Annotated in this window: 13 protein-coding genes; all 13 read left to right on the top strand. The window is 66.7% G+C overall.

The features are described 5' to 3' along the window. The first annotated feature begins 168 nt into the window (after nt 1–168). The 13 genes from QU595_RS04485 (at nt 169) to QU595_RS04545 (ending at nt 11,220) form a co-directional block, all read left to right on the top strand. Complete coding sequence (locus QU595_RS04485; protein ID WP_315919463.1) at nt 169–669, top strand: hypothetical protein; 501 nt, start codon at nt 169–171, stop codon at nt 667–669. Further along, on the top strand, nt 623–1,030 hold the full coding sequence (locus QU595_RS04490) for a terminase large subunit domain-containing protein (protein ID WP_410000474.1): 408 nt from the start codon (nt 623–625) through the stop codon (nt 1,028–1,030). Before QU595_RS04485 ends, QU595_RS04490 begins: the two co-directional genes overlap by 47 nt. Nucleotides 1,031–1,088: 58 nt before the next feature. Then, complete coding sequence (locus QU595_RS04495) at nt 1,089–1,295, top strand: hypothetical protein (protein ID WP_315919464.1); 207 nt, start codon at nt 1,089–1,091, stop codon at nt 1,293–1,295. 127 nt (nt 1,296–1,422) lie between these two features. Then, on the top strand, nt 1,423–1,719 hold the full coding sequence (locus tag QU595_RS04500) for a hypothetical protein (RefSeq protein WP_315919466.1): 297 nt from the start codon (nt 1,423–1,425) through the stop codon (nt 1,717–1,719). Between the two features lie 85 nt (nt 1,720–1,804). Further along, entirely contained in the window at nt 1,805–2,470 is a 666-nt protein-coding gene (locus QU595_RS04505; protein WP_315919467.1) for a response regulator transcription factor, read from the top strand. A 10-nt stretch (nt 2,471–2,480) separates the two neighbouring features. After that, nucleotides 2,481–3,890: an ATP-binding protein gene (locus QU595_RS04510; RefSeq protein ID WP_315920702.1), complete on the top strand. Its 1,410-nt coding sequence runs from the start codon at nt 2,481–2,483 to the stop codon at nt 3,888–3,890. A gap of 99 nt (nt 3,891–3,989) precedes the next feature. Next, a complete protein-coding gene (locus tag QU595_RS04515; RefSeq protein ID WP_315919469.1) occupies nt 3,990–4,430 on the top strand; it encodes a hypothetical protein in 441 nt (146 codons plus the stop codon). Between the two features lie 112 nt (nt 4,431–4,542). Next, nucleotides 4,543–5,718, top strand: a complete 1,176-nt coding sequence (gene ccmI, locus QU595_RS04520) for a c-type cytochrome biogenesis protein CcmI (protein WP_315919471.1) — start codon at nt 4,543–4,545, stop codon at nt 5,716–5,718. A gap of 4 nt (nt 5,719–5,722) precedes the next feature. After that, nucleotides 5,723–6,166, top strand: a complete 444-nt coding sequence (gene ccmE, locus QU595_RS04525; protein WP_315919472.1) for a cytochrome c maturation protein CcmE — start codon at nt 5,723–5,725, stop codon at nt 6,164–6,166. A gap of 11 nt (nt 6,167–6,177) precedes the next feature. Continuing rightward, on the top strand, nt 6,178–8,163 hold the full coding sequence (locus QU595_RS04530; RefSeq protein ID WP_315919473.1) for a heme lyase CcmF/NrfE family subunit: 1,986 nt from the start codon (nt 6,178–6,180) through the stop codon (nt 8,161–8,163). Beyond that, the gene (locus tag QU595_RS04535; RefSeq protein WP_315919475.1) at nt 8,160–8,627 is read left to right on the top strand and encodes a cytochrome c-type biogenesis protein; all 468 of its coding nucleotides are present in this window, start codon (nt 8,160–8,162) and stop codon (nt 8,625–8,627) included. The genes QU595_RS04530 and QU595_RS04535 overlap by 4 nt, the downstream gene beginning before the upstream one ends. 195 nt (nt 8,628–8,822) lie before the next feature. Next, nucleotides 8,823–10,355: a Do family serine endopeptidase gene (locus QU595_RS04540; protein WP_315919476.1), complete on the top strand. Its 1,533-nt coding sequence runs from the start codon at nt 8,823–8,825 to the stop codon at nt 10,353–10,355. Nucleotides 10,356–10,545: 190 nt separating this feature from the next. Further along, the gene (locus QU595_RS04545; RefSeq protein WP_315920704.1) at nt 10,546–11,220 is read left to right on the top strand and encodes a response regulator transcription factor; all 675 of its coding nucleotides are present in this window, start codon (nt 10,546–10,548) and stop codon (nt 11,218–11,220) included. The last annotated feature ends 5 nt before the right edge of the window (nt 11,221–11,225 follow it).

Here is an 11,225-nt window from a genome sequence, read left to right on the forward strand (position 1 = left end):
AGGAATATTTTCTTGACACCGTGACGGTGCTTTGATAGTGTTCGGTTATCGTCAAGAAAGTGTGACCGGCGACCCTCGCCGGCGTCGCTACCATCGCAAAGCCGTCTTCCGGCCATCGCTTCGCTCCCGCCGCAGGCGGGTTTTTCATTCCAGGCAGGGAAATCCTCGATGTCCGTTCGTCTCAGCGACGCGCGCCGGCGTGCCTTGCGCGCGCTGGCGGAAGGCGCCGCGCCAACGCTCGATCTGCTGGCCGATGCCGCCGGCGTGACGCTCGACGCCGTCCGCAAGCTGGCCGTGAAGGGGCAATGGGCGCTGCGTGCCGACGCAGGTGCAGGGGTAACGGAACGGGTGCGCGTGCTTGCCCTGGCCCTTCTGCAGCGCGTGGAGGCGCTGGCGGTCGACGAGGAGGGCGGGCGCATCAGCAAGGCCGAGATCGACGGTCTCGTCGCCATGATCCGCGGCCTTGAGAAGATCGACGAAATCATGCGGCCGGAAGATGCCGGCAAATCGACCTCCAGTTGGAGCCGCGAGGATGAAGACCTGGCCGCCGTGCTCGATTGCCTCGACAGCCGCATCGTCGAGCTTGCCCGTGAACTCGCAGCGCAACTGGTTGCGCAGGAACGTGGGCTACCGGGGAGCGTGGCTGAGCCGCGGCGAATGGCTTCATAGCGCGCGGCTGAAGCAATATCCGCTGCTGGGCGTCGCGCCGGCCATCTGGCTGGTGACGGGTGGTCGCGGCGCCGGCAAGACGCGGCTCGGCGCGGAATGGGTGAACGCGCTGGCGCATGGCCTGCCGCCCTTCGCCCGCAGCCGGCATGGCCGGATCGCCCTGCTGGGCGAGACGCTGGCCGACGTACGCGACGTGATGATCGAGGGGCCGTCCGGCATCGCCACCATCGCGCGCCGCGACCGGCCGCGCTTCGAGGCCAGCCGGCGCCGGCTTCTATGGGACAATGGCGCGGTCGCCTACATGTTCTCGCCGCGCGGCTCGGTGGCTCTGTTTTCATTCAAACCCGGACGAAACCCATGAAACACCTGGACCGAAATCCGGGAGGACGCGCGCGGCCTAAACGGAAAGGAAAAAGGAAATGGCCGCTGTGAAACCGTGGTACCTCTCGCGAACCGTATGGGCTTCGATCGTTGCCGTGCTGGCGGGTGTCGCAGGCGTGGTCGGCCTGCCGATCGACGCGGCGGACAATGCGGTGCTGGTCGATATCGCCTTGCAGGCGACGGCCGCGATTTCAGGATTGATCGCCGTTTTTGGGCGGTTGTCGGCCAAGTCCAGGATAGGCTAGACTACCTTGGTTCGCCGTTTGGGGGCAAAAGACGAACGCGGATGTCTGGACATCCGAAGGGGGGAGAAAGATTGCTCGTGCGTAATGTTCATTCGGCGTTCAGCCCTGATGCGCTAGACCGTCCGGCATGATAAATTTGCTCTCTCGCTCCCGTTCGGCCGTGCTGGCGCTTAGCCTGGGCGTGCTTGCCGCCTCGCCGGCAAGCGCCATCCCCGTAGCCGCGCCGCAATATCAGGACGCGCTGGTGCAGGTGGCGTCCGATTGCTATGCGGTCGGCCAGCAGGTCGCAGCGGAAAAGGGCGGCACGCTCGCCAAGGCGTCGCAGTCCACGCGCGGCGGACAGACGGTCTGCGTCATCGTGGTGCTTGTTCCCGGCAAGGACGGGGAACGGCCGCGCCGCACCGAGGTGATCGTGCCGCAGTGATGCCGCACGCCTTTGTCCCCGGCCGGAATCGGCCTATACCTCACCCGACCTGACTGGCGGATCATCGCAACGGGCAAGGAACGGCATGCGCATACTCGTCGTCGAGGATGACAAGGACCTGAACCGGCAGATTTCCGGCGCCCTTACCGATGCGGGCTATGTCGTGGACCGCGCGTTCGACGGCGAGGAGGGCCACCACCTGGGCGACACCGAGCCGTATGACGCCGTGGTGCTGGACATCGGCCTGCCGCAGATGGACGGCATCAGCGTGGTGGAGCGCTGGCGGCGCGACGGCCGCAAGATGCCGGTTCTGATGCTGACGGCGCGCAATCGCTGGAGCGACAAGGTCGCCGGCATCGACGCCGGCGCAGACGACTATGTCGCCAAGCCTTTCCATATCGAGGAGGTGCTGGCGCGGGTGCGGGCGCTGATCCGCCGCGCCGCCGGCCATGCCTCGTCGGAATTGACCTGCGGTCCGCTGCGGCTCGACACCAAGGCGTCCAAGGCCGATGTGGACGGCGTGCCGCTGAAGCTGACCTCGCACGAGTTCCGCCTGCTTGCCTACCTGATGCATCATATGGGCGAGGTCGTATCGCGCACGGAGCTTGTCGAGCACCTCTACGACCAGGATTTCGACCGCGATTCCAACACGATCGAAGTGTTCGTCGGGCGCCTGCGCAAGAAGATGGGCATCGACATGATCGAAACCGTGCGCGGCATGGGCTACCGCATGCGCGAACCGGAGGCCTAAAGCGGAACCGCTGCAGACCAGACCTGTCAGGAAGGCGCGGTCGTCCCGTTTCTGGCTGCGCTCGCTGACCTTTCGCGTCGTCGCCTTTTCTTCCGTGTGGGCGATCCTGACCCTCGTCGTCATCTTCACGCTGATCACGACGCTGTATCGTCAGGCCAGCGAACGCGGCTTCGACAGCCTGCTGTCGGCCCATCTTTTCAATCTCATCGGTTCGGTGGGAATTTCCGAGGCCGGCGCGCTGACCGGCTCGCCCGATCTCGGGGACTTGCGCTTCTCCGAGCCGAATTCCGGCTGGTACTGGTCCGTCGAGCCGGCCTCGCAAGGCGTCAGCGGCTATTTGCATTCCGCCTCGCTGACGCAGCGGATTCCCTCGCCCAGCGTGACGGACGTGCCCTTCAATTCCAGCTTCCAGCGCAACTACCGCACGACCGGCCTCAACGGCGAGGTAGTGGACGTGTTCGAAAGCGAGTTCGTGCTCGACGTCAAGAACAGGGCGGCCCGCTTCCGCGTGATGGGCAATGAAAGCGAACTGGAGGAGGAGATCGGCTCCTTCCAGCGCCGCCTGCTCACTTATCTTTCCCTGTTCGGCGGGGGCATGATCGCGATCAACGCCATCGCCATCCTGCTTGGCCTGCAGCCGCTGCGGCGCGTGCGCAATGCCCTGGCCATGGTGCGCGAGGGTACCGCCCAGCGGCTCGACGGCCGTTTTCCGGCCGAGATCGAACCCCTGGCGCGCGAGACCAACGCGCTGATCGAGAACAACCGCCGCATCGTCGAGCGCTCGCGCACGCAGGTGGGCAACCTCGCCCATTCGCTGAAGACCCCCCTTGCCGTGATGCTCAACGAAGGCCGCGCGCTCGGCGGCGCCAAGGGCCAGCTCATCGCCGACCAGGCAGCGTCTATGCAGCAGCAGGTGGAACACTATCTCCAGCGCGCCCGCGTGGCCGCGCAGCGCGACAGCGTGGTTTTCCGCACGCCGGTCACGCCGCTGCTGGAGCGCATGGTGCGCGTCATGCGCAAGCTCAATCCCGATGTCGAAGTGTCGCTCGCCTTGCCCGCGCACGACATCGTCTTCGCCGGAGAGCGCGAGGACCTCGAGGAGATGCTTGGCAATCTGCTCGAAAACGCCATGAAGTGGGCGAGCGGGAAGGTGGCGGTGTCCGCCCGTCTTCTGGCGGCAGGCGAGGGCGATATGGGCCGTTTCGAGATCGGCATCGAGGACGACGGACCCGGCATACCGCAGGACAAGGCCCGCGAAGCCATGCAGCGCGGCCGCCGCCTCGACGAGACCAAGCCGGGAACCGGCCTCGGCCTTGCCATTGTCGCGGAACTCATCAACGAGTATGGAGGCGAACTGGCGCTCGGGCGCTCCAGTCTCGGCGGGCTGAAGGCGGCCGTGCGGCTGCGCAGCCTGGAATAAGGTGGACTCGTGGCGGCCAAGCGGCCAAATTTCGGCCAAACATCAATCTTATCGCCTCACGCGGCATTTGAGGCACAGCAGACGGGAACCGGTACTGGCATGATGATTCGCATGGTTCTGGCGGCCGGGTTGCTCGCCTTGGCAGGATGCAGCACGACCGGTTCGGGCAAGGGCGCGGCGGTTTCGCTTGCGCCGTCTTCCGGACAAGCCGGCGCGGACGCCGGATCCGGCCCGATCTCCGTCCTGGGTGGCGGCCTGATAGCGGGCGCCATCGGCGCCGGCCTGAGCACCAGCGAGAAGCGCAAGGCGCTGGAGGCCGAGTACAAGGCGCTGGAATACACCGCCAGCGGCCAGAAGGTGGCATGGAGCGGCAGCTCGGCCGGGCATCGCGGCGAGGTGGTCGCCGCCCAGCCTTACAGGGTCGGCTCGCAGGACTGCCGCCAGTACACGCAGACCGTCTTCGCCAATGGCGGCGCCGGCACGACCGCGCGGGGCACCGCCTGCCGCAACCCCAACGGAAGCTGGACCCCCTTGACCTGAGTTCATGCGGGCGCCGATTGCGCTCGATCAAGGCCGGTCCTTCACGAAACCGTCAAAGGGTCGCAGCACGCTCGTGTTGGCAGGGGCGGGCACTGCCGCTATTGGAATTGGCATGGTTTTTTGGGTCATAGCTGCGGTTCTGACGCTGGGCGCGAGCCTGGCGGTGCTGCTGCCGCTTGCCGGCGGCGCCAAGGCCACAGGCGACGCCGGGGCGGCTTCGCCGGATATCTCGCATGACGACGACGCCTCACACGATCTCGAAGTCTACCGCGACCAGCTCGCCGAACTCGACCGCGACCTCGACCGCGGCCTGATCCAGCCGGCCGAGGCCGAGCAGGCGCGCGCCGAGATCGGCCGCCGCATCCTGCGTTTGAACGGGAGCGCAGGCGAGGCGGGAAAGACGACGGCGCCGAGATCCCTGCGGCTCGTCTCGGCCCTGGCCGTGCTGGCGGTGCCGCTGGTAAGCTGGGGGCTTTACAGCCAGATCGGATCGCCCGACCTGCCGTCGCAACCGCTTGCGGAACGCCTGGCCAAGAACCCGGCCGACAGTTCCGTGGACGAACTGGTCGCGCGCGCCGAAACGCATCTTGCCGCCAACCCCTCGGACGGCCGCGGCTGGGACGTGCTGGCGCCGGTATATCTGCGCATGGGGCGCTTTTCCGATTCCGTCACCGCCTATCGCAACGCCATCCGCCTCGACGGCGCGACGGCGCAACGGCAGTCCGGACTGGGCGAAGCCATCGCCAACCTGGCGGGCGGGGTGATTTCGGCCGAGGCGCAGGAAGCCTTCGAGGCGGCGCTCAAGATTGACCCGGCCGATCCGAAAGCTAGCTTCTATCTGGCCATGGGGCTGATGCAGGAAGGCCGGCGCGACGAGGCGCAGGCGGCATGGAAGAAGATGCTGACCACCTTGCCGCCGGAATCGCCGTGGCGCAGGGCGGTCGTGCAGGCGCTGGCCGAATCCGGCGACAAGACCCCGATGGCGCAGAATTCCGGCGGCGCGGCCGGGCCCACCGAGGACGAGATGGCAGCGGCGTCCTCCATGTCGCCGCAGGACAGGACGGCCATGATCGAAACCATGGTCGCGGGCCTGGACGAAAAATTGCGCCAGAACCCGCGCGACGAGGAAGGGTGGCTTCGGCTCATTCGTTCCTACACGGTCTTGGGCAAGGCCGACCAGGCCCGCGATGCGCTCAAGCGCGGCGTCACGGCTTTTGGCGCCGACAGTGCGGAGGCCAGGAAGCTCACGGCTTTTGCTGCCTCGCTCGGCCTGGCGGCGACGGAGTAGGCGTATGACGCGAAAGCAGAAAAGACTGTCGGTGATCCTCGGCGGGCTCGTGTTTCTCGGCGCGGCCACCGGGTTGACCTTCTATGCGCTCGGGCAGAAGGCCTCCTATTTCTACATGCCGGCCGACCTCGCCAAGGCCTCCGTCGCGCCTGGACAGCGCATCCGGCTGGGCGGGCTGGTGGAGAAGGGCACGATCGTGCGCGGACAGGGGACCACCGTCGCCTTCGACGTGACCGACGGCGAGAAATCGGTGAAGGTGACCTATACGGGAATCCTGCCGGATCTTTTCCGCGAGGAGCAGGGCGTCATCACCGAAGGCTCCTTCGATCAGGGCGGCACTTTCGTCGCCGACAGCGTTCTGGCCAAGCACGACGAGCGCTACATGCCCAAGGAAGTCGCCGACAGCCTCAAGGCCAAGGGCGTGTGGGAAGACGGCAAGGGTGAATAGCGGACGCGACCATGGTTGAGATCGGACATTTTGCGCTTGTCCTGGCCTTCGCGCTGTCGCTGGTGCAGACGGTGCTGCCGCTGATCGGCACGCGCACCGGAAACCAGCGCCTGATGGCGGTGGCCGGCCCTGTCACGGTGACCGGCTTCGCGCTGACGGCACTGTCCTTCATGGCGCTGATGGTGGCCTACGCCACTTCCGATTTCTCGGTACAGAGCGTCTGGGAGAATTCCCATTCGCTGCAGCCGATGCTCTACAAGCTCACCGGCACATGGGGCAATCACGAAGGCTCCATGCTGCTGTGGGTGCTGATTCTCACCTTCTTCGGCGCGCTGGTCGCGGCGTTTGGCGGCAATCTGCCTGAACGGCTGAGGGCCAACGTGCTGGCCGTGCAGGGCTCCATCGGCCTGGCCTTCTTCCTGTTCATCCTGACCACGTCCAATCCCTTCGCGCGCATCAATCCGGCGCCGATCGAAGGGCGCGACCTGAACCCGGTGCTCCAGGATCTCGGTCTCGCCGTGCACCCGCCGCTGCTCTATCTCGGCTATGTCGGCTTCTCGATCTGCTTTTCCTTCTCGGTCGCCGCGCTGATCGACGGCCGCATCGACGCCGCCTGGGCGCGCTGGGTCCGCCCCTGGACCCTGATCGCCTGGATATTCCTGACCGGCGGCATCGCGATGGGCTCCTACTGGGCCTACTACGAGCTTGGCTGGGGCGGCTTCTGGTTCTGGGACCCGGTCGAGAACGCCTCCTTCATGCCCTGGCTGGCGGGCACCGCGCTGCTGCACTCGGCCATCGTCATGGAAAAGCGTTCCGCCCTGAAGATCTGGACGCTGCTCCTGGCGATCCTCACGTTCTCGCTGTCGCTGCTCGGCACCTTCCTGGTGCGCTCCGGGGTGCTGACCTCCGTGCATGCCTTCGCCTCCGATCCGACGCGGGGCGTCTTCATCCTGGTCATCCTGACCCTGTTCATCGGCGGCTCGCTGGCGCTGTTCGCGCTGCGCGCCTCCACGCTGACGGCCGGCGGCCTGTTCCAGCCGATCTCGCGCGAGGGCGCGCTGGTGCTGAACAACCTGTTCCTGACCACGGCGACGGCCACCGTGCTGATCGGCACGCTCTATCCGCTGGCGCTGGAGGCGCTGACCGGCGACAAGATTTCCGTCGGCGCACCCTTCTTCAACCTTACCTTTGCCCCGCTGATGGTGCCGCTGCTCATCCTGGTCCCGTTCGGGCCGCTGCTCGCCTGGAAGCGGGGGGACGTTGTCGCGGCGGCGCAGCGCCTGATGGTCGCGTTCGCGGCCGCCCTGCTGGCGATGCTGGTTACCGCTTTCGTCATTGACGGCGGTTCGGCGCTGGCCGCGGCGGGAGCCGGCCTTGCCGCCTGGCTGATCTGCGGGGCGCTGACCGATATCGCGGTGAAGTCCGGACTGGGCTCGGCGCGTCTGCCGGTTGTGCTGCGCCGCTTGGTCGGCCTTCCGCGCTCCATCGTCGGCACCGCGCTCGCCCATCTCGGCCTCGGCCTGACGATCCTCGGTATGGTCGGGGCGCTGGGCTTCGGCGCGGAGCGGATCCTCACCATGCACTCCGGCGACACGGTCGAAATCTCGGGCCGCACGGTGCGCTTCGCCGGCCTGCATCCCGGGCGGGGGCCGAACTACACCGAGGACCGCGCCCGCTTCGAGATACTGGGCGGCGGCGGCGAGGTGGTCGGCACGGTCTCCTCCTCCAAACGCTTCTTCCCCGCAAGGCAGACCGCCACCACCGAGGCCGGCATCAAGACCATCGGCCTCAGCCAGCTTTACGTGTCGCTGGGCGACGAGGGCACGGACGGTTCCGTCGTCGTGCGCATGTGGTGGAAGCCGCTGGTTACCCTGATCTGGCTCGGCGGACTGGTGATGATGGCGGGCGGCGCCATGGCGCTGCTGGACCGCCGGTTGCGGGTCGGCGCTCCGGCCCGGCGCAGGCAGAAGCCGGCCACGGCCGCGAGCCCGTCATGAAAAGGCGCCTCTCCCTTGCCTTGCTCGGCCTGATGGCTGCGCTGCTGTTCAGCGGCGCGGCGCAGGCGGTCAAGCCCGACGAGATGCTGGCCGATCCCGCGCTGGAAGCCCGCGCCCGCGCGCTTTCGGAAGGGCTGCGCTGCATGGTCTGCCAGAACCAGTCGATCGACGAATCCGACGCGGACCTGGCGCGCGACCTGCGCGTTCTCGTGCGCGAGCGGCTCAAGGCCGGCGACACCGACCAGCAGGTCATGGCTTACATCGTCTCTCGCTATGGCGAATTCGTCCTGCTGAAGCCGCGCTTCGATTTGCGCAACGCGCTTCTGTGGACCGCGCCGGCCCTGCTTCTGCTGGTGGGCGGCATATTCGTCTATCGCGCGGCGCGCAGGCCCGCCGTGCCCGAAGGCCCGACGCTGACGGACGACGAGAAAAAGGCCGTGGACGCCATTCTCCGCCGCGACTGATCCTTCCACTCGGCTGGCTTGACCGGTCCCGTCCGCCTGGCTTCGTCGGGCCGGGCGGGTTTCGCATGGTCCGGCAACATTACGAAAGTTTCATCCGTCGGAAAGGCACCCGTAATGTGGGCCGCTCTATCTCTTGGTCAAAGGATGCCGCCATCGGGCATCCCGCCAAAACCGGTTCAAGAGGACACCAGACCGATGAAAACCGCTCCAACCCCCTTTATCAGCACCCGCAAGCGTTTGATGGCCGCCGTCGCTTCCCTGGCGATCGCCGGCGCGATCGGTTTCGGCGCCGTCACCACGGGCACGGCTCCCGTCCTGGCCGACGCGGTCCGCGTCCAGGCGCCGCAGGTGCCGAGCTTCGCCGACGTGGTCGAGAAGGTCACGCCCGCCGTCGTCAGCGTACGCGTCAAGGCCAAGGTCCAGCCGACCGACGACAGCATGGACATGTTCCAGGGACCGGACATGTTCCGCGACAATCCGCAGCTGCGCCGCTTCTTCAAGGAATTCCACGGCTTCGGCGACCAGAACGGCCAGCGTCCGCACCGCCGCTCGCCGGGCGACGGCCAGCCGCGGCCGGTGGCGCAGGGTTCCGGCTTCTTCATCTCCGAAGACGGCTATCTGGTCACCAACAACCACGTGGTGCAGGAAGGCACGGCGTTCACCGTGGTCACCAATGACGGCAAGGAGCTTGACGCCAAGCTGGTGGGCACCGACCCGCGCACCGATCTCGCCGTGCTGAAGGTGGACGGCAAGGGCCAGAAATTCACCTATGTCGATTTCGCCGACGATTCGAAGGTGCGCGTCGGCGACTGGGTCGTGGCTGTCGGCAATCCCTTCGGCCTCGGCGGCACCGTCACGGCCGGCATCGTCTCGGCGCGCGGCCGCGACATCGGCGCCGGCCCCTATGACGATTTCATCCAGATCGACGCTTCGGTCAACCGCGGCAACTCCGGCGGCCCGACCTTCGACCTGAGCGGCCAGGTGGTCGGCATCAACACCGCCATCTTCTCGCCCTCCGGCGGCAGCGTCGGCATCGCCTTCGACATTCCGTCCTCGACCGCCAAGACCGTCGTCCAGGACCTGATGAAGAACGGTTCCGTCTCGCGTGGCTGGCTCGGCGTCGAAATCCAGCCGGTCACGTCGGACATCGCCGAATCGCTCGGCCTCAGCTCGCAGAAGGGTGCCCTTGTGGCCTCCGCGCAGGATGACGGTCCGGGCAAGAAGGCGGGCATCAAGGCCGGCGACGTCATCACCCAGGTGGATGGCAAGGACGTCGAATCCAGCCGCGACCTGGCCCGCATGATCGGCGCCTACCAGCCCGGCAAGTCCGTGGACGTGACGCTGTGGCGCGATGGCAAGGCCGAAACCGTCAAGGTCGACCTCGGCAAGCTGCCGGGAAGCGACCAGCAGGCCTCGGCGGACGACCATCCGGCGCAGTCGGAAAACAACACCGGTGAATCGCTTGCCGATCTCGGCCTCACCGTCACCCGCTCGGAGGACGGCAAAGGCCTGGTGGTGACCGATGTCGATCCCGACAGCGCCGCAGCCGACCGCGGCATCCAGGCCGGAGACGTGATCGTCGCCGTCAACTCGCAGGAGGTGAGCGGCCAGGGCGACGTTGCCAAGGCGATGGCGGACGCGGCCAAGGCCGGCCGCAAATCGGTGCTGGTGCAGATCAACCGCGACAACAGCAACCGTTTTGTCGCCGTTCCGGTCGCCAAGGGCTGACACAAGGCTTTTTCCCCGCGCGGTTTCAAAACCCCCGAGCCGCGCGCGGGAAAACACGGAGCCGGACATGCTGGTCAGTCCTTGTCCGACCCCGGCGGCAGCGGGTCCCCATCACCCGCTGCCGCAAAAGCTTCACGGAGACGATCACATGTCTTCTATCCGGTCGCCCGAAATCGCATATAACGACCCCATGAAGATTCTCGTCATCGAAGACGATCGGGAAGCCGCCGAATATCTGCAAAAGGCTTTTACCGAGGCCGGCCACACGGCCCATGTCGCCGGCGACGGCGAAACCGGCTTCGCGCTCGCCGATGCGGGCGACTATGACGTGATGGTGGTGGATCGCATGATGCCGCGCCGCGACGGCCTTTCTGTCATCGCCGCGCTGCGCTCGCGCGGCAACACCACGCCGGTGCTCATCCTTTCCGCGCTGGGCGAAGTGGACGACCGCGTCACCGGCCTGCGCGCCGGCGGCGACGACTATCTGACCAAACCCTACGCCTTCACCGAACTTCTGGCCCGCGTCGAGGTGCTCAACCGCCGCGCCGGCGCCCGCGAGAGCGAAACCGTCTATCGCGTCGGCGATCTCGAACTGGACCGCCTTTCCCACTCGGTGAAGCGCGCCGAGCGCGAGATCACGCTGCAACCGCGCGAATTTCGCCTGCTCGAATATCTGATGCGCCATGCCGGGCAGGTGGTGACCCGCACCATGCTGCTCGAGAACGTGTGGGATTACCATTTCGATCCGCAGACCAACGTCATCGACGTCCACGTCTCGCGGCTGCGCGGCAAGATCGAGAAGGGCTTCGACAAGCCGATCCTGCACACCATCCGCGGCGCCGGCTACATGCTGAAAAGCGGATGACGCCA

The sequence above is a fragment of the Mesorhizobium sp. SP-1A genome (assembly GCF_032460275.1).
In the GTDB taxonomy this organism is placed as follows: Bacteria; Pseudomonadota; Alphaproteobacteria; order Rhizobiales; family Rhizobiaceae; genus Mesorhizobium.

Bases quoted from the DNA above. Each gene is read 5' to 3' on its own strand.
- QU595_RS04485 (WP_315919463.1), top strand. From the start codon at position 169: ATGTCCGTTCGTCTCAGCGACGCGCGCCGGCGTGCCTTGCGCGCGCTG.
- QU595_RS04495 (WP_315919464.1), top strand. From the start codon at position 1,089: ATGGCCGCTGTGAAACCGTGGTACCTCTCGCGAACCGTATGGGCTTCG.
- QU595_RS04500 (WP_315919466.1), top strand. From the start codon at position 1,423: ATGATAAATTTGCTCTCTCGCTCCCGTTCGGCCGTGCTGGCGCTTAGC.
- QU595_RS04505 (WP_315919467.1), top strand. From the start codon at position 1,805: ATGCGCATACTCGTCGTCGAGGATGACAAGGACCTGAACCGGCAGATT.
- QU595_RS04515 (WP_315919469.1), top strand. From the start codon at position 3,990: ATGATGATTCGCATGGTTCTGGCGGCCGGGTTGCTCGCCTTGGCAGGA.
- ccmI (WP_315919471.1), top strand. From the start codon at position 4,543: ATGGTTTTTTGGGTCATAGCTGCGGTTCTGACGCTGGGCGCGAGCCTG.
- ccmE (WP_315919472.1), top strand. From the start codon at position 5,723: ATGACGCGAAAGCAGAAAAGACTGTCGGTGATCCTCGGCGGGCTCGTG.
- QU595_RS04530 (WP_315919473.1), top strand. From the start codon at position 6,178: ATGGTTGAGATCGGACATTTTGCGCTTGTCCTGGCCTTCGCGCTGTCG.
- QU595_RS04535 (WP_315919475.1), top strand. From the start codon at position 8,160: ATGAAAAGGCGCCTCTCCCTTGCCTTGCTCGGCCTGATGGCTGCGCTG.
- QU595_RS04540 (WP_315919476.1), top strand. From the start codon at position 8,823: ATGAAAACCGCTCCAACCCCCTTTATCAGCACCCGCAAGCGTTTGATG.
- QU595_RS04545 (WP_315920704.1), top strand. From the start codon at position 10,546: ATGAAGATTCTCGTCATCGAAGACGATCGGGAAGCCGCCGAATATCTG.